This is a genomic window from Telluria beijingensis, assembly GCF_030770395.1.
GTDB lineage: Bacteria > Pseudomonadota > Gammaproteobacteria > Burkholderiales > Burkholderiaceae_D > Telluria > Telluria beijingensis.
Map to the genome: position 1 here is coordinate 20068 of NZ_CP132480.1, position 25238 is coordinate 45305.

Annotated in this window: 22 protein-coding genes; 13 read left to right on the forward strand and 9 right to left on the reverse strand. The window is 66.0% G+C overall.

The genetic code is table 11. The features are described 5' to 3' along the window. Both Q9246_RS00085 and Q9246_RS00090 read left to right on the forward strand, forming a co-directional pair. On the forward strand, nt 1-990 hold the full coding sequence (locus Q9246_RS00085; RefSeq protein ID WP_306394472.1) for a Gfo/Idh/MocA family protein: 990 nt from the start codon (nt 1-3) through the stop codon (nt 988-990). Between the two features lie 9 nt (nt 991-999). Continuing rightward, nucleotides 1000-1362, forward strand: coding sequence for a glyoxalase superfamily protein (locus Q9246_RS00090; RefSeq protein ID WP_306394474.1), 363 nt, complete (start codon nt 1000-1002; stop codon nt 1360-1362). A 15-nt stretch (nt 1363-1377) separates the two neighbouring features. Here the strand turns inward: Q9246_RS00090 and Q9246_RS00095 are convergent, their stop codons facing one another. Further along, the gene (locus Q9246_RS00095) at nt 1378-1779 is read right to left on the reverse strand and encodes a hypothetical protein (protein WP_306394475.1); all 402 of its coding nucleotides are present in this window, start codon (nt 1777-1779) and stop codon (nt 1378-1380) included. Between the two features lie 10 nt (nt 1780-1789). Then, entirely contained in the window at nt 1790-3850 is a 2061-nt protein-coding gene (recG, locus tag Q9246_RS00100) for an ATP-dependent DNA helicase RecG (protein ID WP_306394477.1), read from the reverse strand. 106 nt (nt 3851-3956) lie between these two features. Between recG and queA the strand changes: the two genes are divergently transcribed. The 5 genes from queA (at nt 3957) to secF (ending at nt 9606) form a co-directional block, all read left to right on the forward strand. Continuing rightward, nucleotides 3957-4979, forward strand: a complete 1023-nt coding sequence (gene queA, locus Q9246_RS00105) for a tRNA preQ1(34) S-adenosylmethionine ribosyltransferase-isomerase QueA (protein ID WP_306394478.1) — start codon at nt 3957-3959, stop codon at nt 4977-4979. 10 nt (nt 4980-4989) lie between these two features. Beyond that, complete coding sequence (gene tgt, locus Q9246_RS00110; protein ID WP_306394480.1) at nt 4990-6129, forward strand: tRNA guanosine(34) transglycosylase Tgt; 1140 nt, start codon at nt 4990-4992, stop codon at nt 6127-6129. A gap of 179 nt (nt 6130-6308) precedes the next feature. Further along, nucleotides 6309-6638 (forward strand): preprotein translocase subunit YajC, encoded by a 330-nt coding sequence (gene yajC / locus Q9246_RS00115; RefSeq protein ID WP_137173149.1) that lies wholly within the window; start codon nt 6309-6311, stop codon nt 6636-6638. 55 nt (nt 6639-6693) lie between these two features. Continuing rightward, nucleotides 6694-8568, forward strand: a complete 1875-nt coding sequence (gene secD, locus Q9246_RS00120; RefSeq protein WP_306394484.1) for a protein translocase subunit SecD — start codon at nt 6694-6696, stop codon at nt 8566-8568. A gap of 15 nt (nt 8569-8583) precedes the next feature. Beyond that, nucleotides 8584-9606, forward strand: coding sequence for a protein translocase subunit SecF (secF, locus tag Q9246_RS00125; protein ID WP_306394486.1), 1023 nt, complete (start codon nt 8584-8586; stop codon nt 9604-9606). Nucleotides 9607-9838: 232 nt separating this feature from the next. Here secF and Q9246_RS00130 read toward each other — a convergent pair whose 3' ends face one another. The 7 genes from Q9246_RS00130 to Q9246_RS00160 form a co-directional block, all read right to left on the reverse strand. Then, nucleotides 9839-11908, reverse strand: a complete 2070-nt coding sequence (locus Q9246_RS00130; protein ID WP_306398276.1) for a 2Fe-2S iron-sulfur cluster-binding protein — start codon at nt 11906-11908, stop codon at nt 9839-9841. Nucleotides 11909-11945: 37 nt separating this feature from the next. Beyond that, nucleotides 11946-12563, reverse strand: coding sequence for a glutathione S-transferase family protein (locus Q9246_RS00135; protein ID WP_306394487.1), 618 nt, complete (start codon nt 12561-12563; stop codon nt 11946-11948). Between the two features lie 267 nt (nt 12564-12830). Next, the gene (locus Q9246_RS00140) at nt 12831-14651 is read right to left on the reverse strand and encodes a glycoside hydrolase family 15 protein (protein WP_306394488.1); all 1821 of its coding nucleotides are present in this window, start codon (nt 14649-14651) and stop codon (nt 12831-12833) included. Further along, entirely contained in the window at nt 14644-15441 is a 798-nt protein-coding gene (fabG, locus tag Q9246_RS00145) for a 3-oxoacyl-ACP reductase FabG (protein ID WP_306394491.1), read from the reverse strand. The genes Q9246_RS00140 and fabG overlap by 8 nt, the downstream gene beginning before the upstream one ends. Nucleotides 15442-15714: 273 nt before the next feature. Then, complete coding sequence (locus Q9246_RS00150; RefSeq protein WP_306394493.1) at nt 15715-16548, reverse strand: HDOD domain-containing protein; 834 nt, start codon at nt 16546-16548, stop codon at nt 15715-15717. Nucleotides 16549-16644: 96 nt separating this feature from the next. Further along, nucleotides 16645-16926, reverse strand: coding sequence for a hypothetical protein (locus Q9246_RS00155; protein ID WP_306394495.1), 282 nt, complete (start codon nt 16924-16926; stop codon nt 16645-16647). Further along, nucleotides 16923-17408, reverse strand: coding sequence for a MarR family winged helix-turn-helix transcriptional regulator (locus Q9246_RS00160; RefSeq protein ID WP_306394497.1), 486 nt, complete (start codon nt 17406-17408; stop codon nt 16923-16925). Before Q9246_RS00160 ends, Q9246_RS00155 begins: the two co-directional genes overlap by 4 nt. A 161-nt stretch (nt 17409-17569) precedes the next feature. On the opposite strand from Q9246_RS00160, the gene Q9246_RS00165 reads away from it, so the two are divergent. The 6 genes from Q9246_RS00165 (at nt 17570) to astB (ending at nt 25142) form a co-directional block, all read left to right on the forward strand. Then, the gene (locus tag Q9246_RS00165) at nt 17570-18508 is read left to right on the forward strand and encodes a GlxA family transcriptional regulator (RefSeq protein WP_306394499.1); all 939 of its coding nucleotides are present in this window, start codon (nt 17570-17572) and stop codon (nt 18506-18508) included. 283 nt (nt 18509-18791) lie between these two features. Further along, nucleotides 18792-20033 (forward strand): acetylornithine/succinyldiaminopimelate transaminase, encoded by a 1242-nt coding sequence (locus Q9246_RS00170; RefSeq protein ID WP_306394501.1) that lies wholly within the window; start codon nt 18792-18794, stop codon nt 20031-20033. 196 nt (nt 20034-20229) lie between these two features. Continuing rightward, on the forward strand, nt 20230-21279 hold the full coding sequence (locus tag Q9246_RS00175; protein ID WP_306394502.1) for an arginine N-succinyltransferase: 1050 nt from the start codon (nt 20230-20232) through the stop codon (nt 21277-21279). Continuing rightward, on the forward strand, nt 21270-22322 hold the full coding sequence (gene astA, locus Q9246_RS00180; protein WP_306394503.1) for an arginine N-succinyltransferase: 1053 nt from the start codon (nt 21270-21272) through the stop codon (nt 22320-22322). Before Q9246_RS00175 ends, astA begins: the two co-directional genes overlap by 10 nt. After that, complete coding sequence (astD, locus tag Q9246_RS00185; protein ID WP_306394505.1) at nt 22315-23799, forward strand: succinylglutamate-semialdehyde dehydrogenase; 1485 nt, start codon at nt 22315-22317, stop codon at nt 23797-23799. The genes astA and astD overlap by 8 nt, the downstream gene beginning before the upstream one ends. A 2-nt stretch (nt 23800-23801) precedes the next feature. Beyond that, entirely contained in the window at nt 23802-25142 is a 1341-nt protein-coding gene (astB, locus tag Q9246_RS00190) for an N-succinylarginine dihydrolase (RefSeq protein ID WP_306394507.1), read from the forward strand. Nucleotides 25143-25238: the final 96 nt, after the last annotated feature.

A 25238-nucleotide genomic window follows, 5' to 3' on the forward strand; every position in this document is an offset into this window, starting at 1 on the left:
ATGGCTGAAACGGTACGCTGGGGGATCCTCGGCACGGGCAAGATTTCGCGAGCCTTCGCCAATGCGCTCAAGGACGTGCCGGGCGCCGTGCTGGCCGCCGTGGGTTCGCGCAGCGCGGACAAGGCCGCGGCCTTCGCCGAGGAATTCGGCGCCCTTGCCAGTTACGGCTCGTGCGAGCTGCTGGCCCAGGCCGAGGGCATCGATCTGATCTACATCGGGACGCCACATCCGGAACACGCCAGTAACGCCCTGATGGCGCTGCGCGCAGGGAAGGGCGTGCTGTGCGAGAAGCCGTTCACGATGAACCTGCGCGAAGCCGAGCAGGTAGTGACCCTGGCGCGCTCGAAACGCCTGTTCCTGATGGAAGCGATGTGGACGCGCTACCTGCCGGCCTACCTGGAAGTGAAACGCATCATCGCCTCGGGCGAGATCGGTACGCCGCGGCAAATCGTCGCCGACTTCGGCTTCGCGGCCAACTTCGGGCCCGAGCACCGCGTGTTCAACCCTGAGCTGGGCGGCGGCGCGCTGCTCGACCTGGGCATCTATCCGCTGTCGGTCGCGGCCGGCCTGCTGGGCCCCGTGCTCGAAGTGCGGGCACAAGCCCAGATGGGGCCGACCGGCGTCGATGTGCAGACCGGCTTCACGCTCAAGCACGAAGGCGGCGCCATGTCGGTCTGCAGCTGTTCGCTGCTGGCGCGCACGCCGGCCGAGCTGACCGTGTCGGGCGAGCGTGGCCAGGTAAGGATGAACACCATGTTCCACCGCGCGACCTCGATTACCGTCAAGCTGGAGGACGGCAGCGAGCGCACCATTGACACGCCGTACCTCGGCAACGGCTATGTGCACGAGGCGATCGAGGCCCAGCGCTGCTGGCAGCAAGGCTTGCTGGAAAGCCCGTCGATGACGCTCGGCGAAACGCTGGCGCTGACCGGCGTGATGGACGAGATCCGGCGCCAGATCGGGCTGCGCTACGCGGCCGACCGTACCTAGGAGGATTCCATGAAGCTCGGTAACGTCACCCCGATCCTGCGCATCTTCGACGAGACCAAGGCGCGCGAGTTCTATGTTGATTATCTCGGCTTCACGGTCGACTGGGACCATCGGTTCGGGCCCGGCATGCCGCTTTACCTGCAGGTGTCGCGCGGCGATTGCATCCTGCACCTGAGCGAGCATCATGGCGACTGCTGTCCCGGTGCGGCGCTGCGGATCGAGGTCGATGACATCGATGGGCTGCATGCGGAGCTGTCCGCCAAACAGTATGGCTATGCGCGGCCAGGGATCGAGGACACGCCGTGGGAGTCGCGTGAGTTGAGCGTGAAGGACCCGTTCGGAAACCGGTTGACGTTCGTAGGCGTGGCGTAAGTCAAGGGAAAACGCTCAGTCAGCTACAGGCGCATCCACGATATGCCGCACATCGAGCGCGCGGATGCGCGGCTCGACGTAATAGCCACCCGCCTCGACGTAGGTGAGGCAGTAGCGCAGGCATACCGTGCACTGCTGTACCGCGCAGCGGTTGTACGGAAAATAGTGGATGGCGATCGGCGCATCCGTCGACCAGTAATTGGTCCCATGCGGATGATATTCGGCGAAGGTCGGCTCGTCGTAAGGATCGCCGGCCAGCGTGCCGGCCGGACGCATCTGCGCCTGCGGGAACGATACCGGCGTGCGCGTCCACCCAAGATAGCTCGCGATCTCGCAGCTGCAGTCGTCCGTTACCTGGCTTGAAGCCTGGGCCAGGGCAGTCAACCCATCGATATCCAGCGCGTGTTCCGGTATCATTGATTCTCCATCAGACCTTCAGGAACTCTTCCCGCCCACCCAGCCAGCGCGCCAGGTGCGCATCCACTACCGCCATCTTCTCGGGCTTCTCGCCCTCGAGCAGATACTGCGCCACATCGCGCGCCCGGTCCACCAGCCATTGGTCGAGCTCCAGGTCGGCGAAGCGCAGCATCGCCTGCCCCGACTGGCGCGCACCCAGGAACTCACCCGGCCCGCGAATCTCCAGGTCGCGCCGCGCGATCTCGAAGCCGTCGGTGGTCTCGCGCATCGTCATCAGTCGCTGCTTGGCCACCTGGCCCAGCGGCGACTGGTACAGCAGCAGGCATACCGAGGCCGCCGAACCCCGCCCGACCCGCCCGCGCAACTGGTGCAGCTGCGACAGGCCGAAGCGCTCCGCGTGCTCGATCACCATTAGGGAGGCATTCGGCACATCGACCCCAACCTCGATCACGGTGGTCGCCACCAGCACGTGCACCTCGCCGGCCGTGAAGGCATCCATCACTTCCTGCTTCTCGGTAGGCTTCATGCGGCCATGCACCAGCCCCACCTGCAGCTCGGGCAGCGACTCGGCCAGGGTCTCGTAGGTCTCGGTCGCGGTCTGCAGCTGCAGCGCTTCGGACTCTTCGATCAATGGGCACACCCAGTACACCTGCCGCCCCTCGAGCGCCGCCGCGTACACTCGCTCGATCACTTCGTCGCGCCGCATCTGGTCGATGGCGCGCGTGACGATCGGGCTGCGGCCCGGCGGCAGCTCGTCGATCACCGACACTTCGAGGTCGGCGTAATACGTCATCGCCAGCGTGCGCGGGATGGGCGTGGCCGACATCATCAGCTGGTGCGGCACCAGGCCGTCGCTGCCCTTGTTGCGCAGGGTGAGGCGCTGGCCGACGCCGAAGCGGTGCTGTTCGTCGACGATCACCAGGCCCAGTTTCGCGAACTGCACGGTGTCCTGGATCAGCGCATGGGTGCCGATCACCAGGTGCGCTTCACCGGATTCGATCAACTCGTTCGACGCGGCCTTTTCTTTTTTCTTGAGGCTGCCCGTGAGCCAGGCGACCTTCACGCCGAGCGGCTCCATCCAGGCCGCGATCTTGCGGAAGTGCTGTTCGGCCAGGATCTCGGTCGGCGCCATCAGCGCCGCCTGGTAGCCGCTGTCGATCGCCTGCGCCGCGGCCAGCGCCGACACCACGGTCTTGCCGCTGCCGACGTCGCCCTGCAGCAGGCGCTGCATCGGATAGCCTTCGCGCAGGTCGGCGCGGATTTCCTCGACCACGCGCGCCTGGGCGCCGGTGAGCTTGAACGGCAGCGCAGCCAGGAAGGCGGCCGACAGGGCGCCTACCGCGCGCAGGTGCGGCGCGCCTTTTTCGCGCCGCGCGCGTTGCGCCCGTTTCAGCGACAGCTGCTGCGCCAGCAGCTCGTCGAACTTCATGCGCTCCCAGGCCGGATGCGATTTTTCGCCCAGCGCATGCTCGTCGACGTCGGCCGGCGGATAGTGCAGCAGCTTCACTGCCGGCTCGAAGTCGATCAGCCCCATCTTCGCGCGGATGCCGGCAGGGACGGTATCGCTCCAATCGATCCGCTTCATCGCATCGGCGATCGCGCGCCGCAGCACCGTCTGCGACAGCCCTTCGCCGGCCGGGTACACCGGCGTGAGCGAGGCGGGCAATGGCGCGCCTTCGTTGACGACTTTATATGCAGGGTGCACCATCTCGGCGCCGAAGAAGCCGTGCTTGAGTTCACCGCGGGCGCGAATCCGCACGCCTTCGGCCATCTGCTTGACCTGGCTGCCATAGAAATTCATGAAGCGCAGCAGCAAATCTCCCAATTCGTCGGCGATCGTCACCAATAGCTGGCGCCGTGGCTTGAACGAGATTTCGTTCTTGGTGACCACCCCTTCGACCTGCGAAACATGGCCGCCGCGCATGCAGGCTTCGCGGATCGAGACGATTTGCGTCTCGTCTTCATAGCGCATCGGCAGGTGCAATACCAGGTCCATGTCGCTGCGCAATCCAAGGCGGGCGAGCTTGCTTTCGAGGGTTTTCGGTGGATTTGTGGTCTTGGAGGCGGGCATATCGCGGCAAAATGGCGCTTGCTGGCGTAAAATAGAAGGTTCGCCTACTGCGCTGAAGCCCGTATTGTAAAGCTGGCAGCGCTCATTTGCCCACCAATTGAAAATCATGTACTCGCTTTCCGATTTCGACTTCGAGTTGCCTCCCGAACGCATTGCGCAGCTGCCGCTGCCCGATCGCAGCGCCTCGCGCCTGCTGCAGCTCGACGGCGACCAGATCACCAACCGTCATTTCGCCGACATCGTCGACCAGCTCCAGCCGGGCGACCTGCTGGTGATGAACAATACCCGCGTGCTCAAGGCGCGCTTCTTCGGCGTCAAGGAAACCGGCGGCCAGGTCGAGGTGCTGGTCGAGCGCGTGCTCGACAACCGCACCGTGCTGGCGCAAGTGCGCGCCTCCAAGTCGCCCAAGCCCGGCAACCGCATCCGCCTGGCCGACGCCTTCGACGTGACGACCGGCGAGCGCGCCGGCGAATTCTTCACCTTGCATTTCCAGGGCGATGTGTTCGAGCTGATCGAAGCCCATGGCCGCCTGCCGCTGCCGCCTTACATCGAGCACACCGCCGACGAATTCGACGAACAGCGCTACCAGACCGTGTACTCGAAAGAGCCGGGCGCCGTCGCCGCGCCGACGGCCGGTCTTCACTTCGACCAGCCTTTGCTCGACAAGTTGGCGCAAAAAGGCGTCAAGTTCGCCTACGTCACCCTGCACGTGGGCGCCGGCACCTTCCAGCCAGTGCGGGTCGAAGACTTGAGCGAGCACAAGATGCACACCGAGTGGTACACGATCTCGCAAGAGACGGTGGACGCGGTGCGCGCGGCAAAAGCTGCCGGCCGCGACGTGGTCGCCGTCGGCACCACGAGCCTGCGCGCGCTGGAATCGGCCTCGCAAAGCGGCGAACTGCAAGCCGGCAGCGCCGATACCGCGCTGTTCATCACGCCCGGCTACACCTTCAAGACCGTCACGCGGCTGGTGACCAATTTCCACCTGCCCAAGTCGACCCTGCTGATGCTGGTGTCGGCCTTCGCCGGCTTCGAACCGATCCGCCAGGCCTACGCCCATGCGATCGCCAATGAATACCGCTTCTTCAGCTATGGCGACGCCATGCTGTTGACGACCACCTCACGTTGATAGAAAAACGATGCTCGAATTTACCCTGCTCAAGAAAGACACCAGCGGCCTGTCGCACGCCCGCCGCGGCCGCCTGAAGCTGAACCACGGCACCATCGAAACCCCGATCTTCATGCCGGTCGGCACCTATGGATCGGTCAAGGCGATGGACCCGGTCGAACTGAAGGAAGTCGGCTCGCAAATCATCCTGGGCAATACCTTCCACCTGTGGCTGCGCCCCGGCGTGGACGTGATGAACAAGTTCGGCGGCCTGCACCAGTTCATGGGCTGGGACAAGCCGATCCTGACCGACTCCGGCGGCTTCCAGGTATTCTCGCTGGGCGCCATGCGCAAGATCACGGAAGAGGGCGTCAAGTTCGCCTCGCCGATCGACGGCTCGCGCCAGTTCCTGTCGCCCGAGATCTCGATGCAGATCCAGCGCGCGCTGAACTCGGACATCGTGATGCAGTTCGACGAATGCACGCCGTATGAAATCGACGGCCGCCCGGCCACCGCGGAGGAAGCGGCGAAATCGATGCGCATGTCGCTGCGCTGGGCCCAGCGCTCGATGAATGAATTCACCGGCGGCGAGAACCCGAACGCGCTGTTCGGCATCGTCCAGGGCGGCATGTACGAGCACCTGCGCGATGAATCCCTGGCCGGGCTGGAAGACATCGATTTCCCGGGCCTGGCGATCGGCGGCCTGTCGGTCGGCGAGCCGAAGGAAGACATGAAGCGCATCCTGGCCCACGTCGGCCCGCGCCTGCCCGAGAACAAGCCGCATTACCTGATGGGCGTCGGCACGCCGGAAGACCTGGTCGACGGCGTGGCGAACGGCGTCGATATGTTCGACTGCGTGATGCCGACCCGGAATGCGCGCAATGGCTGGCTGTTCACCCGTTTCGGCGACGTCAAGATCAAGAATGCGCGCTACAAGGAAGACCAGGCGCCGCTCGACGAGAGCTGCGATTGCTATTGCTGCAAGAATTTCTCGCGCGCTTACCTGCACCACCTGCACCGCTCGAACGAGATCCTGGGCGCGCGCCTGAACACGATCCACAATCTGCACTACTACCTGAAGCTGATGCAGGAAATGCGCGACGCCATTGATGCCGACCGTTTCAACGACTTCCGCATCGAATTCAATGCCGGGCGCGCACGCGGCGTGTAAGCACTTGCTTACTCGCTAAGCGGGGCGCCATCGTATTGACGCTGGCGACCAGTACAAAATTTCTAACTGGCTCTTGCAATACTGAAAAGCAAGATTACCTATTGCCAGATTTGGTTTTCGGTGACTAGCCGATGCTAGAATACACCGCTTATTTTTTTAACTTCACCATCGGAGTTCTTGTGTTCATTTCCAACGCTTATGCGCAAACCGCCGCCGCTGACCCAGGCATCATGGGCAGCCTGACGACTTTCCTGCCGCTGATCCTGATGTTCGTGGTCATGTATTTCCTCATGATCCGTCCTCAGCAGAAACGCCAGCGCGAGCTGAAAGCGATGATGGATGCGCTGACCAAGGGCGACGAAGTCGTGACCGCCGGCGGCATCGTGGGCCGTGTCTCGAAAGTGACCGACGCCTACGTTTCCCTGGAAATCGCGACTGGCACCGAAATCACCGTGCAAAAGAATGCAGTGACCACCCTGCTGCCGAAGGGCACCCTGAAAGCCCTGTAAGAGCAAGCCCGTGCGGCCCGCGGGCCGCACTGCCCAACCTGAACGCCGGAACACTATGAATCGCTATCCCGTCTGGAAATACCTAATGATCGTCATCGCGCTGCTGCTCGGCGCGTTGTACACGGCGCCTAACTACTTCGGCGAAACGCCGGCGTTGCAGGTGACATCGGGCCGTTCGACCCTGAACATCACCAGCGCCTCCACCACCCTGGTCGAGGATGCGCTCAAGCGTGTCGGCATTCCGTCCACCGGCATCAGCCTCGAAGGCACGGGCCACAGCACCTCGGTGCGCGCCCGTTTCGCCGGCACCGAAGAGCAGTTCAAGGCCAAGCTGGCCCTCGAAAGAGAGCTGAACAAAGACCCAGCTAACCCCGATTACATCGTCACCGTCAACCTGGTGAAGAACACCCCGGCCTGGATGGAAAAAATCGGCGCCGGTCCGATGAGCCTGGGCCTCGACTTGCGTGGCGGCGTGCACTTCCTGCTGCAGGTCGACACCAAGGCGGTGATCGACAATAAAGTGAAGGCGCTGCAAGCAAGCGTGCGCAGCAACCTGCGCGACAAGAACGTGCGCCATGCCGGCATCGAGCGCGTGGGCGACACCATCGAAGTGCGCTTCCGCGACGCCGCCACCCGCACCGCCGCCCGCACCGTGCTGAGCGCGCAGTCGAACGAGATCAACTTCGCCGACGCCGCCGATGGCGCCGACCAGAAACTGGTCGTCAGCCTCAAGCCGGACGCGATCAAGCGTTCCATCGAAGACGGCGTCAAGCAGAACATCGTGACCCTGTCCAAGCGTATCAACGAGCTGGGCACCACCGAGCCGATCATCCAGCAGCAGGGCGCCGACCGCATCGTGGTCCAGCTGCCGGGCGTGCAGGACGTGGCGCGCGCCAAGGACATCATCGGCCGCACCGCGACCCTCGAGCTGCGCATGGTCGACCAGAGCGTGACCCCGGGCACCGAACTGTCGGCCGCGATTCCGCTCAATTCCGAACTGTTCACCGAAGGCCGCGGCGCGCCGGTCGTGCTGTCGCGCGACATCATCCTGACCGGCGAGTACATCTCGAGCGCCACCGCCAGCTTCGACCAGAACCAGCAGCCTGCCGTCTCGCTCGACCTGAACGGCGACGGCGGCCGCCGCATCCGCCAGGCCACCCGCGACAACGTCGGCAAGCGCATGGCGATCCTGCTCAAAGAGAAGGGCGTCTACAACGTGCTGTCGGCCCCGACCATCCAGAGCGAGCTGGGTTCGACCTTCCAGATCACCAATATGGGTACGTCGCAGGACGCCAACGAGCTGGCCCTGCTGCTGCGCTCGGGCGCGCTGTCGGCGCCGATGGAGTTCGTCGAAGAACGCGTGATCGGCCCGCAGCTGGGCGCCGAGAACATCGACCGCGGCCTGCACTCGACCATCTGGGGCTTCGTGGCGATCGCGGTCTTCATGATCATCTACTACCACCTGTTCGGCGTGTTCTCGGCGCTGGCGCTGGCGGCCAACGTGCTGTTCCTGCTGGCCCTGCTGTCGATCCTGCAGATTACGCTGACCCTGCCGGGCATCGCCGCAATTGCGCTGGCGCTGGGCGTCGCGATCGACTCCAACGTGCTGGTCAACGAGCGTATCCGCGAAGAGCTGCGCGGCGGCGCGCCGCCGCAAGCGGCGATCGCGGCCGGTTCCAAGCACGCCTGGGATACCATCGTCGACTCCAACGTGACCACCCTGATCGTCGGCCTGGCGCTGCTGATCTTCGGTTCCGGTCCGGTGCGCGGCTTCGCCGTGGTGCACTGCCTGGGCATCCTGACCTCGATGTTCTCGGCCGTGGTCGTGGCCCGCGGTTTCGCCAACCTGTGGTACGGCCGCAAGAAGAAGCTGACCAAGATTTCGATCGGCACGGTCTGGCAGCCGGGCATGTCGCCTACCAAGAAGTAAGGACTCGAGACTGACATGGAATTTTTCAAGATCAAACGGGACATCCCGTTCATGCGCCACGCCCTGATCCTCAATGCGATCTCGGTGCTCACCTTCGTGCTGGCGGTGTTCTTCCTGTTCAGCAAAGGCCTGAACTTCTCGGTCGAATTCACCGGTGGCACCGTGATGGAGCTGCGCTACCCGCATGCGGCCGACCAGGAAAAGATCCGCACCACGCTGCGCGGCATGGGCTATTCGCACCCCGAGGTGGCCAGTTTCGGCACCGCCCAGGACATCATGCTGCGCCTGCCGATCCTGGAAGGCACTGAAGCGGCCGGCACCTCGGCGCGCGTATTCAACGCCATCTGCGCGGCCGATGGCGGCGCGCCGAAGCAGAGCCAGGTCACGACCGACAAGGGCGAGGTGATCAACCACACCAGCTGCGCCAAGGCGACCGGTGAAGAACTGATCAGCCTCCAGCGCGTGGAATTCGTCGGCCCGTCGGTCGGCGACGAATTGGCCCAGAACGGCCTGAACGCGCTGATCATGGTCATCGTCGGCATCATGATCTACCTGGCGATCCGCTTCGAATGGAAGTTCGCCGTCGCCGCCGTGGTCGCCAACCTGCACGACGTGGTGATCATCCTGGGCTTCTTCGCCTTCTTCCAGTGGGAATTCTCGCTGACCGTGCTGGCGGCAACGCTGGCGGTGCTGGGCTACTCGGTCAATGAGTCGGTCGTCATCTTCGACCGGATCCGCGAGATGTTCCGCAAGCAGCGCAAGATGACGACTTCGGAGGTGATCGACCACGCGATCACCAGCACCATCTCGCGCACCATCATCACCCACGGCTCGACCCTGATGATGGTGATGTCGATGCTGTTCTTCGGCGGCTATGCGCTGCACTACTTCGCGATCGCGCTGGCGATCGGCATCCTGTTCGGCGTGTATTCGTCGGTGTTCGTGGCGGCGGCGGTGGCCATGTGGCTGGGCGTCAAGCGCGAAGACCTGATCAAGCCGATCAAGGAGAAGGACGAGACCGACGGCGCGGTGGTGTAAATCACCCGTGTTGCATGAAAAAAGCCGCCCCGGCACTGCCGCGGCGGCTTTTTTGTTTGATGTGAACTAATTGTGCGAATAATTTAACAGTATTGTGTGTGGCAGCGCACGGAGTCGCCGTCGCGGCGCCCCTATAGTGGACCTGTCTCTTTCAGGACATCCCTAGTTTTGGACTTCACCCGCTTCCGCAACGAAGCGGGTTTTTTTTGTCCGCACTGGCTGCAACTGACCCTCACAGGGCCAGTTGCAGGCCGCCATCGCCCTCGGACTGCGCCGCCGGCACCGCGCAGCAGATCAGCGCCTCGTCTTCCGCCACGCTCGCGCCCGGCTCCTTGATGTAGGTGACCGTCCCCTTGAGCACCTTGGTGCGGCAGGTGCCGCACGTGCCCTCGCGGCAGCTGAACTCAGGCTCCAGGCCGCGCGCCTCGGCCAGTTCGAGCAGGGTCCCGCCGCCCGGCGTCCAGCGCGCCTCCTTCAATGAGTTCATGAACATGACCGGCACCGTGTCCGTCGCCGGCGGCTGCCGCACCGGGGCTGCCGCCGCGGTGGCGCAGTCGGGCGCGCGCACCAGGGAGGCCGGGCCGAAGGCTTCGGCGTGGATGCGCTTGTCGGCGATGTTCATGTCGCGCAGGCCGTCGTAGATCGCCTGCGTGAACGGTGGCGGGCCGCACAGGAAGAATTCGTAGTCGCCGAAAGCCAGGTAACGGCCGAGCAGCGCCATGTCGACCCGGCCGGCGGCCTCGTAGTCCGGACCTTCGCCGGCGTCGCCCGGCTCGCTCAGCACGCGCACCAGCCTGACGGCGCCCCTGGCGGCGGCGACCAGCTCGGCCAGTTCGCGGTCGAAGGCGCGCTCGCCCTTGGTGCGGGCCGCATAGAAGATGGTGGTGGGACGGATCTTCTGCTTGCGCAGGCCTTCATAGACGATGTGGCGCAGCATCGCCAGCATCGGCGTGATGCCGACCCCGCCGGCCAGCAGCACCACCGGGCGGCTCACGCCCATGTCGATGGTGAAATCGCCGGCCGGGGCGCGGGTCTCGAGCAGGTCGCCTTCGCGCAGTTGCTCGTGCAGGTAGCGCGATACGGCGCCTTCGCGCTTGACGCTGATCCGGTAGCCGCCGTCGGACGGCGCGTGCGACAGCGTATAGGTGCGGATCAGCGGTTTATCGGCGCCCGGCAGCGTGACCCGGATCGGCAGGTGCTGGCCGGCCAGGTGGGGCAGCAGGCCGGCGTCATCGTTGGACTCCAGGTAGAACGAGCGGATGGTGTCGCTTTCCTGGACGATGCGGGCCACCTTGAGGCCGCGCCAGCGGGCCGCGAATTCGGCCGCGCGCAGGCGCTCGGCGGCCTGGCGCCAGTCGCCCGTCATCAGCGAGCTGTCGGACCAGCCGCCTTCCTGGAAGGTCCAGCGCAGCGCCAGGCCGGCGCTGCGGCGCACGATGCGGCGCGGCCTGAAGGTCCACAGCCGTTCGGCGCCCTGGTAGGCGGCGATCTCGGGCGAGTCGAACACGACTTCGGCATCGCCGCTCATCTGCAGCATGTCGCCGCTGGCGAAATCGACGAACAGCAGGCCGGCCTTGCCGTTCAGGACGATATTGCCGAGCGTGTTGAAGAACAGGTTGCCGTCGAAGTCGGGGATCGTCAGCAGGCCGTCGTCGGCGACGCGCACGAAGCCCGCCCGTCCGCCGCGGTGCGAGACGTCGACCTGGCGCCGTTCCGCACGGTCGGCGTAGGACGCGACGAAGAAGGCATCGGCGCCCGCGATCATTGCGCGCGCTGCCGGATCGAGCGCGGCCAGGTGTTCGGCCTCGCCGCCGAACGGGGCGACCGGATCGCGCCCGAAGCCGAACTCGCGCAGCTGGATATAGCGCGGGCAGTTGCCGAAGCTCTGGTCGACGTCGACCCGCATGCCGCCATCCGTGTGCGATAGAAAGCCGTTCATGCGGTTGCGGCGCCGGGTGTGCATCTCGATGCCCAGCAGGCCGACCGGCGCGCTGTCATGCATGCCGGCGGCGGCCGGGTCGAGCGGGTGCGGGCGGGCGGCCAGGTCGAGCGTGGTGCGCGTGGGCGACGCCATGAAGCCCGGCCGGCCTTCGATGAAGGTTGCCCATGGATCGCCGGCGGTATCGACGCTGCCCAGTACGATGAAGGGCAGCTGGGCGTAGAAGTCGCGATGCTGGTCGGGCATGAAATCGCGCACTACCCGGCGGCCGAGGATCTCCATGCGTTCGGCGACGCCCAGCTTCGCCTGGATGAATTGTTCGCCTTCGTGCCAGGTAGGCAGCTTGTCCAGTGGTTCGACCATCATCGTCTCCTCGGTTGAATGCCGGCGTGGGCCGTCGTTATGCCGCGGCGGCCAGGCCGACCGCGGTCTGGACGAAAGGCACGAAGCCCGGCAAGGCCTCGATGCGGCGCAGGAAGCGGCCGACGGCCGGATAGCCGGACAGGTCGACATTGCCTTCCGGCGCGCGCGCCAGGTAGCTGTACAGCGCGACGTCGGCGATGGTCGGACGGTCGGCGGCCAGCCAGTCGCGGCCTGCCAGGTGGGTTTCGAGACGGGCCAGAAGGGCGTGGGCGCGGGTGATGACTTCGTCGGCGTTGTACTTGGCGCCGAACACCGTGATCAGGCGCGCCGCCGCCGGACCGTAGGCCACTTCGCCGGCGGCCACGGACAGCCAGCGCTGCACGGCAGCAAGTCCCGCCGCGTCCGTCGGCAGCCAGTCTTCGCGGCCGGCCTTGCGCGCCAGGTAGACCAGGATCGCGTTCGAATCGGAGACGGCCACGCCATCGTCTTCCAGCACCGGCACCTGGCCGAACGGGTTCAGGGCGAGGAATTCCGGTCTCTTGTGGGCGCCGGCCATGAGGTCGACTTCGACCAGCTCATGGGGAACGCCGAGCAGCGACGCGAACAGGACAACGCGGTGGGAATGGCCGGACAGTGGGTGGTGATGGATTTTCATGGTCTTTTCCTGGTTAGCGGGCCGCGTCATTCGCGATCCATGCAGCCAGTGTGGGACCAAACTCCTGCGAGAGAAATCACTCTATTGGAACATATTTATTTCGCTCAGCGAAATAATCGCGTGGCCAACAATGTTAAAAAAATCATCACGAATGTGAATCAACGCACCGAGCGTGGGCCATGCCGCCAGTAAGATGAACTCGTCTCTTTCAGGACATCCCTAGTTTTGGACTTCACCCGCTCCGGCAACGGAGCGGGTTTTTTTTGTCTACAGCTGCCAGGGATGCTCGAGCTTGCCGTCGAGCGCGGCATCGAGATAGGTCGCGGCACTGATCAGGGCCAGGTGGGTGAAGGCTTGCGGGAAGTTGCCGAGCAGCTCGGCCTTGTTGGTGAACTCTTCCGCGTACAGGTCGACGTGGTTGCCGTAGGCGATCAGCTTTTCCATATTATTGCGCGCATGGTCGATACGCCCGGCGCGCGCCAGGCATTCCACGTACCAGAAGGAACAGGCCGCGAACGCGCCTTCCTCGCCTTCGAGTCCATCGTCGCGGTCATAGCGCTGCACCAGCGCGTCGTGGCTGAGCTGTTCGCCGATGGCGTCCAGTGTCGCCAGCCACTGCGGATCGGTGGAGCCAATGAAGCGCACCAGCGGCATCATCAGCATCGCCCCGTCCACGTTGCGCGAACCCTTGCTGCGCACAAAATGCCCGAGCTCGTCGTTCCAGAACGTCTCCCAGATATACCGCGACATCTCGTTGCGCGCGGCGATCCAGCGGTCGAACGGCGCGCGCAGCGAGCGCTTGCCGGCCAGGCGCAGCGCGCGGTCGACCGCCACCCAGCACATGAGCTGGGAGTGCAGGTGCTCGCGCTCCGGCTCGCGCCCTTCCCAGATGCCGGCGTCCGGACGCTGCCAGTTGTCGCACACGAAATTGACGACCTGGCACACGCCCACCCAGTCGGCGTGAGAAATCGCTTCGCCATACTTATTGCTGAGATAAATCGAATCGAGCAGGGCGCCGAAGATGTCGAGCTGCAGCTGGCTGGCGGCGGCATTGCCGATCCGTACCGGCTTCGAGGCGGCATAGCCGGCCAGGTGATCGAGCTCGATCTCTTCGCCGATCTGGCCGCCGTCGAGCGCATACATGATGCGCAGATGGCCATCGACCGGGTCATGCCGGGGCAATTCGGCGGTCCAGCGCGTGAATGCCTTGGCTTCGTCGATATAGCCGAGCCGCATCAGCGCATACACGGTGAACGAGGCGTCGCGGATCCAGGTGGCGCGATAGTCCCAGTTGCGCGAACCGCCCAGCACCTCGGGCAGGCCGAAGGTCGCGGCCGCGACGATCGCGCCATGGCGGCACGAGGTCATCAGCTTGAGCACCAGGGCCGACCGCATCACCGCCTCGCGCCAGCGGCCGCGGTAGGTCGAGCGCCGGCTCCATGCCTGCCAGTGGTGGATGACTTCCTTCAGCAGGGCGTTGCGGCCGCTGGCGTCGAGCGCCGCGTCGCCATCCTCGTCGAGCACGAAGTCGAGTACGTCGCCCTCGCGCAGCACGATGCAGGCCGTGGCGCCGCCATCGGCCGCCACGAAGGTGACCGGCGCGGACAGGCGCAGGCGCGGGGCGCCGGGGGCCGAGAACACCACCTGGTCCTGCCCGACCTCGGCCTCGGGCCGCTGCCGGGCATAGTCGAAGCGGGGCTGGCAGTCGACCCGGATGCGCGCCTCGCCACTGGTGACGTGGATCCGGCGCAGCAGGCGCGCCGGACCGTGGCCGAGCTCCTCGGGGCCGGACATCAGGTCGGTCACGTGGACGCTGGCCTCGTCGCCCAGCCATTGGGTCAGCAAGACATTCGTGTCGGGCAGGTAGGTCTGGACCACGCGCGCGTCCGCGATCTCCGGGGCGACGGTGAAGTGGCCGCCCTTGTCGGGGTCGAGCAGGGCGGCGAAGATGCTGGGGCTATCGAAGTCGGGCCAGCACAGGAAGTCGATCGCGCCGTCGAGCGCGACCAGCGCCATGGTGGCCATATTGCCGATGGCGCCGTGGTCGGCGATCGGACGCGGCGGTGTGGTGGCGGTCGGTTCAGCCATTGTCTTCGAATCCCGGATAGAGCGACATGCCGCCGTCGACATAGACCGTGGAGCCGGTCATGTAGTCGGCCAGGTCGGAGGCCATGAACAGCGCCAGGTTGGCGACGTCGGCGACCTCGCCGATGCGGCCGTAGGGGATCAGCTCGAGCAGCTTGTTACCGGCGTCGCCCTCGGTGGCGTCTTCGTTGATCGGGGTGCGGATGGCGCCGGGCGCGATGCCGTTGACGCGGATGCGCTCGCCCGCCACCTCCTGCGCCAGCGAACGCATGAACATGCCCATGCCGCCCTTGGAGGCGGCATAGTTGACGTGGCCGGCCCAGGGGATGGTTTCGTGGACTGAACTCATGCACAGGATGACGCCATTGGCGCGCATGCGGCCGCGGTTGCCCTGCTGGCGGAAGCGCTTGACCGCGGCGCGGGCGCACAGGAACTGGCCGGTCAGGTTCACGTCGAGCACGGCCTTCCAGTCGGCCAGCGACATGTCGGCGATGTGCGCATCCTTCTGCATGCCCGCATTGGCGACCAGGATGTCGAGGCCGCCGAAGGCCTGGTCGGTTTCACTGAACAGGCGCTCGACGTCGTCTTCGCTCGACACGTCGCACTGGACGGCGCGGGCCTGGCCGCCGGCCTGTTCGATCCGCCGTACGACGTCGGCGGCCTTGTCGGCGCTGCGGTTGTAGTTGACGACCACCTTCGCGCCGGCCGCGGCGAAGGCGATGCTGATGGCGCGGCCGATGCCGGAATCGCCGCCGGTCACCAGCACCACCTGGTCGTTCAGGTCGATGTTCATGGGATTCCCTCCGAAGCGTAAGTACGCCGGTGCGCGCACGCGGTTGGCGCGCTCCTGGCCCGGACGACCTTAGCAGAAAGCGGGAATGGGAAATGCACGGCTGGGCTGGCGACGCCGCGATGCGGACGAATCGAAAAACACGTGCGCCAGTGTGCGTGAACGTACGGAGCACGCATCGACTGACGCTTAAGATGGACCTGTCTCTTTCAGGACATCCCTAGTTTTGGACTTGGCCCGCTCTTCACCGAGCGGGCGTTTTTTTGGGCGCGCCGCCTACAGCAGCGCCGAAGTCAGGCTCTTCACTTCTTCCCCCGACTCTTCCAGCACGCCCTGAAGCGTGCCGTTTCCGAACACGAAGTCGATGGTGGCCGCCGCCGCATGGGTGGTCGCGCCGGGCGGCACGAACAGCGGGGAGGGCAGCGGCGCCAGGTCGTTGGCCAGCAGCAGGGTGTCGCCCAGGGTTTCCGGCGGCAGCGCGCGCATGCCGTCCCACAGCGCCTCGATCGCGTTCATCACCGGGCCCGGTACGCCCAGCTTGTGCAGCACGCCGCGGCCGATGGCCGCTTCGCCGTGGTCGAGCCAGGCATCGAGATTATCGTCCAGCAGGCCGGGCAGGGCTTCGGCTCGCGACAGCAAATAGAAGCCGCCGACTTCGTGCACGATGCCGGCGAATAGCGCTGTCTCGGGATCGACGAAGGAGACGCGGCGCGCGATCACCTGCGCCAGCGCCGCCACGTGGGCCGAGTGGGCCCACAACTGATCGGCCTTGTGGCGCAGGCCGGGGTCGCGGATCTCGCTGGCCAGCTGGCGCACGATGACCGAGGCGGCCAGCGCCCCCAGGGTGCGGAATCCCACGCGCTGGACCGCCGCGCGCACATTGGTGACCTCGTGGCCGCTGCGGTTATAGGCCACCGAGTTGGCGATCGCCACCGTGCGCGCCGCCAGCAGCGGCTCGGCCTGCACCAGGCGGGCAGCGGCGTCGATATGGCAGTCGGGCTCCCCCAGCGCGCGCTGCAGGGTCAGCGAGGCGTTGACGCTGGTCGGGAAGGCAAGTTCGCCGCGGCCGGCTTCGGCGGCGATGCTGTCGAGGGCAGAGACTTGGTCCATGGAAAAATTATACTCCCAACACCGCGGCCAATTTGCAAAAATTGCTCCAAGGCATTAGCCGCCATCGCAGCCAATGCCAGGGGCAACCAGGCGCCGTTATTCTTCGCTGAAGATGGCGTCGCAGCCTTCCTTCTGTTCTTCCAGGTTTTCCAGCTCATCCAGCAGGCCCAAGTCGAGCAATTCCTCGACCGCATTCATGTAGCTGTTGAGCTTGGTCGCGCCGATGAGGCGGTAGATCTCGCCGGCTTCGTTGCGCACGCCGATCAGCATCGGCTCCTGCTTCACCTCGTCCAGCGGGGCGACGTCCAGCAGGATATTGCCAATGATGTGCTTGTCGAAATGGGCCGGCTTCTTGCCGTCGATGAGAGAGGTTTTCAAGGCGATTCCTTCAGATGGGATGGTAATGGCGTGGGGGCATCGCCAGGGTCGACGCCGTTGCCGCGGATGCGGGTGCGCAGCAGGCCGAGCGCGTGCTCGAGCGCCGCATAGTCGGCGTCGCTATAAGCGGTGAACAATTCTTTTCCACGTGCAATCACTTTCGGGAACACATCGCAGAACACCCCCTCACCGGCAGGCGTCAGGCGCACGAAGAACGAGCGCTTGTCGTCGCAGCTGCGCTCGCGCAGCACCAGGCCTTTCTGTTCCAGCCGTTCGATGACGCCGGTCAGGGTGCCCTTGGTGATCAGGGTGCGTTCGCCCAGTTCCTTGTAGCTCATGCCGCTGGTATTGCCGAGCGTGGCGATGATGTCGAACTGTGCATGCGTCAATCCGTGCTGGCGCACCGCATCGCCCGAGACGCGCTCGAAGCCCTGCATGCACTCGGCCAGCAGCCGCACGCTTTTTAGATATCGTTCCCCCATGGGCCGGGATTATAGCCGTCCGTCGCGCCTTCCGTTGCCCGCCACGCAATATCTCACAAGAGGGTAGGGCGGTCCAAAACGTGCCTGTTGTTCTCCGGTATGATAGTCGACCATGTCGTCCTGTCCCTATCTTCCAGCCATGGCATCCATCGTGCACCGCGATGCCGCCTGACCTGTCCCTGCTGGCGCAGGAGCGGCCGCTGCGCGTGCTGCTGGTCAATGCCGGCGAGCCCGATGCGCTGACCTGGTCCGGGCTGGTCCAGCCGCTGCGCCTGGCGGCCAAGGTGCTGGGGCCGGAGCGCCTGCACGTCGACGTGCGCGGTCCCGACAAATTCATGGGCGACCCCGGACGCCACTGGCACCTGGTGCTGCTGGTGGCCGACGAGTCCGAGGCCGCCCTGCGGCCGGCCAACCTGCGCGCGCTGATCGACCGCTGCCGCGCCGCGCCCTACTGGGGCGGGGTGGGGGCAGGCGTGCTGTGGCTGGCCGACGCCGGCGTGCTGCACGGCGCGCGCACCGCGCTGCCCTGGGCCCTGTATCCGGACGTGAATGCCCAGGCCGAGCAGGCCGTGCTCACTCCCAACCTGTACGAGTTCGACGCCAACCGCCTTACCTGCTGCGGCGGCGCGGCCAGCATCGACTTCGCCCTGATCCTGGTCGAGCTGTTGTTCGGCGCCACGGTCCAGGCGCAAGTCAAGGAAACCCTGTGCATCGACCGCGTGCGCGGCCCGGACGAGCGCCAGCGGGTGGCGCTGCAGGCCCGCTTCGGCGTATTGCAGCCCAAGCTGTCCGAGGCGGTGGCGCTGATGGAGACGAATATCGAAGAGCCGCTCTCCACCGACGAGATCGCGCAACTGGCCGGCGTCTCGCGGCGCCAGCTGGAGCGGCTGTTCAAGCAGTACCTGGGCAGCCTTCCGTCGCGCTACTACCTCGAGCTGCGCCTGCGCCGCGCGCGCCAACTGCTGCTCGATTCCAACCACTCGATCGTGCAGGTCGGGCTGATGTGCGGGTTTTCGTCGGGCTCGCATTTCTCGACGGCATTTGGGGCGTTGTTCGGGAATACGCCGCGCGAGGAGCGCCAGCGCAAGCTGGCGCAGTAGGCACTCACCCTCCCGGCCCGTTGCCGGACTACGTCGTTCCCGCGCAGGCGGGAACCCAAGTCCTTCACTTGCCACAGTCTTCAAACGCAGCCACGGTGCGAGCAAACTTGGGTCCCCGCCTTTGCGGGGACGACCGGGCAAGGCTAGCCTTGCCCGGTCGTCCAAAAATGAAAATGCCTGTCGCACTTCTAAAAGAAGTTGTCAGGAAGCGTTTCTATAATGGCCCGATCATGCGGTGATTCCACCCGCGCCACCCACACAGATTGGATGAGGAAAAGAAGCCATGAACGCAAAGCTTGATTCGGGTATCGCCACGCTGCCGGTGACCCGGCAGACCTTCGACGAGGTCCTGGTCCCCACCTACGCCCCGGCCGCGATGGTGCCGGTGCGCGCGTCGGGCCTCGACCTGTGGGACCAGGAAGGCAAGCATTACCTCGACTTCACCTCGGGCATCGCCGTCACGGCGCTCGGCCACGCCAATCCGGAAGTCAACGAAGCGCTCACCAAACAGCTGAACACCCTGTGGCACATCGGTAACGGCTACACCAACGAACCGGTGCTGCGCCTGGCCTCGGCCCTGATCGACGCCACCTTCGCCGAGCGCGCCTTCTTCTGCAACTCGGGCGCCGAAGCCAATGAAGCGGCCCTCAAGCTGGCTCGTAAATACGCGCACGGCAAATTCGGCCCGCACAAGTCGCGCATCGTGTCCTGCCTGTCGTCGTTCCACGGCCGCACCCTGTTCACCGTCTCGGTCGGCGGCCAGCCGAAGTACACCGAAGGCTTCGAACCGCTGCCGCAAGACCTGAGCCACATCCCGTACAACGACATCGAAGCGGCGCGCGCCGCCATCACCGACGACGTGGCCGCCGTGATCGTCGAGCCGATCCAGGGCGAGGGCGGCGTCATCCCGGGCAACCCGGACTACCTGAAGGCGCTGCGCGAGATCTGCGACCAGACCGGCGCGCTGCTGGTGTTCGACGAAGTGCAGTCGGGCATGGGCCGCACCGGCACCCTGTTCGCCTACGAGCAGATGGGCGTGGTGCCGGACGTGCTGACCTCGGCCAAGGCGCTGGGCAACGGCTATCCGATCGGCGCCATGCTGACCACCACCGAGATCGCCCAGTACCTGGCGGTCGGCACCCACGGCACCACCTATGGCGGCAACCCGCTGGCCTCGAGCGTCGGCCTCAAGGTGCTCGAGCTGATCAACCAGCCGGCCTTCCTGGGCCGCGTCAAGGAAGCGGGCGCCAAGGTCATGGCCAATCTGCAGCAACTGGCGGCCGACCATCCGGACGTGTTCGGCCAGCCGCGCGGCATGGGCTTGCTCATCGGCCTGCCGATGGCCGAAGGTTTCAAGGGCCGTTCGAAGGACTACACCAAGCTGTGCGAGAAGCTGGGCCTGATGCTGCTGATCGCCGGCCCGGACGTCGTGCGCCTGGCGCCGGCGCTGGTGGTGTCGGACGAGCAGATCGTCGAGGCCGACCGCCTGATGCGGGCGGCGGTGGCGGAATTCAAGGGCGTCTGAGTCCTATTGTCCGGTCGCGGGCGGGCCCCCGGCAAAGGTGTGGGCGGCCGCNTCGTCGAGGCCGACCGCCTGATGCGGGCGGCGGTGGCGGAATTCAAGGGCGTCTGAGTCCTATTGTCCGGTCGCGGCCGGCCCGCCTGAAAAGGTGAGGCCGGCCGCCCGCATTGTCTCCACATCGTTTCACCAGGGAGTACACATGTATGTTGTCCGTCCGGTAGATCGCGCGGATATCGGCGCGCTCGAGGCGATGGCCGCCATCTCGATGCCGGGCGTGCACACGCTGCCGCGCACGCGCGAAGGCGTCCATGCGGCGGTCGAGCGCTCGATCGCCTCGTTCGCGGCCCAGGTCGATATCCCGAGCGAGGAATCCTACCTGTTCGTGCTGGAAGACCTGCGCTCGCGCGAAGTGCTCGGCACTGCCATCATCCACGCCTCGGCTGGCTCGAACGGCACGTATTTCGCCTTCCGCAACGACGTGATCCAGCAGGTCTCGCGCGACCTGAACATCAGCCACAGCGTGCACGCGCTGACCCTGTGCTCGGAGCTGACCGCCTACTCGCAGCTGTCCGGCTTCTTCGTGCGCCATCGCGACAGCGCTGGCGCCGAGGCCGCGCTGCTGTCGCGCGCGCGCCTGCTGTACGCGATGCTGGCGCCGCACCGCTTCGGCGACCGCTTCTTCGTGCCGCTGGCCGGGCGCCTCGATCCAGACGGCCAGTCGCCGTTCTGGAATGCGCTGGGCCGCAAGTTCTTCAAGATGGACTTCCTCGAGGCCGAGCGCCTGATCGAGGGCGCCCGCAACCGCACCCTGATCGTCGAGCTGATGCCGCACTATCCGGTCTACGTGCCATTGCTGCCGGGCGACGCCCAGGCCGCGCTGGGCCAGATTCACCCGGGCGGCCAGATGGCCTTCGACCTGCTGGCGCAGGAAGGCTTCGAGGCCGACGAATACATCGACATCTTCGACGGCGGCCCGATCCTGCAGGCGCACAAGAACGCGCTGCGCTCGTTCTGCGCCTCGCACCGGGTGCGCGTGGGCGCCGCGCCTGACGCGGCGCCCGACGTCGCGCCGGTCGACTACGCCGTCGCCACCATCGACAACGGTTTCCGCGCCGTGATCGTGCGCTCGGCGCCGCTCGAGCATGCCTCCAGCATCGCGCTGCCGCGCGACGTCCAGCAGGCGCTGGGCGTGGCGCCGGGCGACGAGGTCGCATGCGTGCGCATCCAGGGAGAACCCGCATGCTCGTGATCCGTTCCGCCAATTCTTCCGACCTCGATGCGCTGATCGAGATGGCGCGCCAGGCCGGCAGCGGCATGACGACGCTGAAACCCGATCCCGAGATGCTGGGCCAGCGCCTGGCGACGTCCGAGGCCTCGTTCGCCGAGACCATCGCGCCCGAGAAGCGCGACTACATGTTCGTGCTGGAGCGCACCGAAGACGGCAGCATCGCCGGCGTGTGCGCGATCAAGGGCGCGGTCGGTCTCAACGAGCCGTTCTACAACTACCGCATCGGCACCCTGGTGCACTGCAGCCGCGAGCTGAACGTGTTCACCCGGATGGAGACGCTGTACCTGTCGAACGACCTCACCGGTTCGACCGAACTGTGCTCGCTGTTCCTGCTGCCGCAGTTCCGGGCCGGCTTCAACGGCAAGTGGCTGTCCAAGAGCCGTTTCCTGTTCATCGCCCAGTTCCAGCACCTGTTCACCGAGAAGATCATCGCCGAGATGCGCGGCTACCAGGACGAGGCCGGCGACTCGCCGTTCTACGAAGGCCTGGGCCGCCACTTCTTCAAGATGGACTTCAACCACGTCGACGGCCTGACCGCGCTCGGCAAGAAATCCTTCATCGCCGAGCTGATGCCGCGCCAGCCGCTGTACGTCGACTACCTGCCGCAGTCGGCGATCGACGTGATCGGCAAGGTGCACACCTCGACCCAGCCGGCGCGCCGCCTGCTGGAGCAGGAAGGCATGTACTACGAGGGCTACGTCGATATCTTCGATGCCGGCCCGGTGCTGCAGGGCCGCGTGTCCGAGCTGCGCGCGGTGCGCGACAGCGTGCTGGCGGTGGCGGCCGAAGGGCTGCCGGTCGAAGACCACGACGCTGCGCCGGACACCGAGCACATGCTGGTGTCGAATACCCGCCTCGACGATTTCCGGATGATCCTGACCCGCGCCGTCCCCGGCGCCACCAGCGTGGCCCTGAGCCCCGACGAGCTGGCGCAACTGCGCTGCAGCGCTGGCGACAATGTGCGGACCCTGACACTCAATACCAGGAAGAACAGCCATGGCTAATCTATCGAACTACATCAATGGCGAGTGGCTCGCCGGCAGCGGCCGCGAACTGGCCACCGTCGATCCCTCGACCGGCCGCCAGACCTGGACCAGCAACGAATCGACGGGCGACGACGTGGCGCGCGCCGCGCAAGCCGCGCGCGACAGTTTCGAAGCCTGGGCATTGACTGCGCTGGATGAGCGCATCGCCATCGCCACGCGCTTCCGTGACCTGCTGAAGACCAACGCCGAGGAACTGGCGGCGACCATCGCCGAGGAAGTCGGCAAACCGCTGTGGGAAGCGCGCACCGAAGTGGCGACCATGGCCAACAAGATCGATATCTCGGTCCAGTCGTACGGCGCGCGCACCGGCGAGACGGCCAGCAAGGTCGCCGACGGCAATGCCGTACTGCGCCACCGTCCGCACGGCGTGTTCGCCGTGTATGGCCCGTACAACTTCCCCGGCCACCTGCCGAATGGCCACATTGTGCCGGCCCTGATCGCGGGGAATACAGTCGTGTTCAAGCCGAGCGAATACGCGCCGCGTACCGCCGTGAAAACCGTCGAACTGTGGGCCAAGGCCGGCCTGCCGAAGGGCGTGCTGAACCTCGTCAACGGCGGCCGCGAGACCGGCATCGCGCTGGGACAGGAACCGTTGATCGATGGCGTGCTGTTCACCGGCAGCAGCCAGACCGGCGCGGCGCTGCACAAGCAGTTCGGCGGCCAGCCGGGCAAGATGCTGGCGCTGGAAATGGGCGGCAACAACCCGCTCGTCGTCTGGGGCGTGGAAGACATCGACGCCGCCGTCCACCATACCGTGATGTCGGCCTTCATCTCGGCCGGCCAGCGCTGCACCTGCGCGCGCCGCCTGGTCATCCAGGATAACGAGGCGGGTCAGGCCTTCCTCGAGCGCTTGGTCGAAGTGGCCGCACAGCTGCAGGTCGGCCCATCGAACGCCGAGCCGCAGCCGTTCATGGGCCCAGTGGTCTCGAGCGCCGTCGCGGCCCGCCTGGTGCAGGCGCAGGCCGATATGGTAACGAAAGGCGGCAAGATCCTGCTGCAGATGCGCCAGCTCGACACCAACGCCGGATTCGTCACCGCCGGCATCGTCGACACCACCGATGCGCAAGGTATCCCGGATGAAGAATGGTTCGGCCCGCTGCTGCAGGTGATCCGCGTCGCGAGCTTCGACGACGCCCTGCGCGTGGCCAATGCGACCGAGTTCGGCCTGGCGTCGGCGCTGCTGTCGCCTAGCGAAGAGCTGTGGAAGCGCTTCTCGGTACGTGCCCACGCCGGCATCGTCAACTGGAACCGCCCGACCACGGGCGCGGCCAGCTCGGCGCCGTTCGGCGGCGTCGGCAAATCGGGCAACCATCGCCCGAGCGCGTATTACGCGGCCGACTACTGCGCCTATCCGGTGGCCTCGATCGAGACCTCCGCACTGGAACTGCCGGCCAAGCTGTCGCCCGGCCTGTCCTTCCCGGCCAAGGGAGCGTGACGATGCGTGACGCCCGCGAATTCAATTTCGATGGCCTGGTCGGCCCGTCGCACAACTATGCCGGCCTCTCGTTCGGCAACGTCGCCTCGTTCAACAATGTGCGTTCGGCCTCGAACCCGCGCCAGGCCGCGCTGCAGGGTCTGGCCAAGATGCGCGAACTGGCCGCGCGCGGCTTCGCCCAGGCGGTGATGCCGCCGCAGGGCCGGCCGAACTTCCGCCTGCTGCGCAGCCTGGGTTTCTCGGGCACCGACGCCGACGTCCTGGGCCGCGCCTACCGCGACGCGCCGGTGATCCTGGCCTGCGCCTGGTCGGCCGCGCCGATGTGGACCGCGAATGCCGGCACCGTCAGTCCCTCTAGCGACTCGCTCGACGGCCGCGTGCACTTCACCGCCGCCAACCTGAACAACAAGCTGCACCGTTCCGAAGAACACCTGCAGGCCACCCGCACCCTGCGCGCGATCTTCGCCGACAGCAACCGCTTCGTGGTGCACGACACTTTGCCGTCGGTCCCGGCCTTCGCCGACGAGGGCGCCGCCAACCACACCCGCTTCGCCGCCAGCCATGGCGCGGCCGGGGTCGAGTTCTTCGTCTATGGCCGGGTCGAGTTCGACCCCTCGGCGCCCGCCCCGAAAAAATACCCGGCGCGCCAGACGCTGGAAGCGTCGCAGGCGATCGCCCGCCTGCACGGCCTGGACCCGGCGCGCACCGTGTTCGCCGCCCAGAATCCGGACGTGATCGACCAGGGCGTGTTCCATAACGACGTGATCTCGGTCGGCAACGGCAATGTGCTGTTCCACCACGAGCAGGCCTTCGCCGACGAAGCCGGCACGCTGGATCTGCTCCGGCGTGCGCTGGCCGGCGTCGACACCGAGCTGCAGTCGGTGCGCGTGGCCAGCAGCCAGGTGCCGGTGGCCGACGCCGTGGCCAGCTACCTGTTCAACAGCCAGCTGCTGTCCAAGCCGGATGGCCGCATGGCGCTGGTGGTGCCGCACGAATGCCGCGAGAACGCGGCGGTATCGAACTACCTGGCCGGGCTGGTCGCCAGCGGCGGCCCGATCGACGAACTGGTCGAATTCGACCTGCGCCAGAGCATGCGCAATGGCGGCGGACCGGCCTGCCTGCGCCTGCGCGTGGTGCTGACCGATGAAGAAGCGGCCGCCATGCACCAGGGCGTGATCATGACCGAGGCGCTGTATGCCCAGCTGGTGGCCTGGGTGGAACGACACTACCGCGACCGCGTCGAGCCGAAGGACCTGGCCGACCCGCAGCTGGCGCTGGAATGCGCGGCCGCGCTGGAAGAACTCACCCGCATCCTCGGCTTGCCGGGGCTCTACGATTGGTAACGATGTAGTATTCGGACGGGAAGATCCCTGTCCATATAAGCAGGGCCGCGCCGGGCCACGAGCCGACGGCGCACCAGGCACACAACTTTGGAGAAG

Excerpts from the sequence above, each read along its gene's own strand:
- Q9246_RS00085 (WP_306394472.1), top strand. The coding sequence starts at position 1 with ATGGCTGAAACGGTACGCTGGGGGATCCTCGGCACGGGCAAGATTTCG.
- Q9246_RS00090 (WP_306394474.1), top strand. The coding sequence starts at position 1,000 with ATGAAGCTCGGTAACGTCACCCCGATCCTGCGCATCTTCGACGAGACC.
- Q9246_RS00095 (WP_306394475.1), bottom strand. The coding sequence starts at position 1,779 with ATGATACCGGAACACGCGCTGGATATCGATGGGTTGACTGCCCTGGCC.
- recG (WP_306394477.1), bottom strand. The coding sequence starts at position 3,850 with ATGCCCGCCTCCAAGACCACAAATCCACCGAAAACCCTCGAAAGCAAG.
- queA (WP_306394478.1), top strand. The coding sequence starts at position 3,957 with ATGTACTCGCTTTCCGATTTCGACTTCGAGTTGCCTCCCGAACGCATT.
- tgt (WP_306394480.1), top strand. The coding sequence starts at position 4,990 with ATGCTCGAATTTACCCTGCTCAAGAAAGACACCAGCGGCCTGTCGCAC.
- secD (WP_306394484.1), top strand. The coding sequence starts at position 6,694 with ATGAATCGCTATCCCGTCTGGAAATACCTAATGATCGTCATCGCGCTG.
- secF (WP_306394486.1), top strand. The coding sequence starts at position 8,584 with ATGGAATTTTTCAAGATCAAACGGGACATCCCGTTCATGCGCCACGCC.
- Q9246_RS00130 (WP_306398276.1), bottom strand. The coding sequence starts at position 11,908 with ATGGTCGAACCACTGGACAAGCTGCCTACCTGGCACGAAGGCGAACAA.
- Q9246_RS00135 (WP_306394487.1), bottom strand. The coding sequence starts at position 12,563 with ATGAAAATCCATCACCACCCACTGTCCGGCCATTCCCACCGCGTTGTC.
- Q9246_RS00140 (WP_306394488.1), bottom strand. The coding sequence starts at position 14,651 with ATGGCTGAACCGACCGCCACCACACCGCCGCGTCCGATCGCCGACCAC.
- fabG (WP_306394491.1), bottom strand. The coding sequence starts at position 15,441 with ATGAACATCGACCTGAACGACCAGGTGGTGCTGGTGACCGGCGGCGAT.
- Q9246_RS00150 (WP_306394493.1), bottom strand. The coding sequence starts at position 16,548 with ATGGACCAAGTCTCTGCCCTCGACAGCATCGCCGCCGAAGCCGGCCGC.
- Q9246_RS00160 (WP_306394497.1), bottom strand. The coding sequence starts at position 17,408 with ATGGGGGAACGATATCTAAAAAGCGTGCGGCTGCTGGCCGAGTGCATG.
- Q9246_RS00165 (WP_306394499.1), top strand. The coding sequence starts at position 17,570 with ATGCCGCCTGACCTGTCCCTGCTGGCGCAGGAGCGGCCGCTGCGCGTG.
- Q9246_RS00170 (WP_306394501.1), top strand. The coding sequence starts at position 18,792 with ATGAACGCAAAGCTTGATTCGGGTATCGCCACGCTGCCGGTGACCCGG.
- Q9246_RS00175 (WP_306394502.1), top strand. The coding sequence starts at position 20,230 with ATGTATGTTGTCCGTCCGGTAGATCGCGCGGATATCGGCGCGCTCGAG.
- astA (WP_306394503.1), top strand. The coding sequence starts at position 21,270 with ATGCTCGTGATCCGTTCCGCCAATTCTTCCGACCTCGATGCGCTGATC.
- astD (WP_306394505.1), top strand. The coding sequence starts at position 22,315 with ATGGCTAATCTATCGAACTACATCAATGGCGAGTGGCTCGCCGGCAGC.
- astB (WP_306394507.1), top strand. The coding sequence starts at position 23,802 with ATGCGTGACGCCCGCGAATTCAATTTCGATGGCCTGGTCGGCCCGTCG.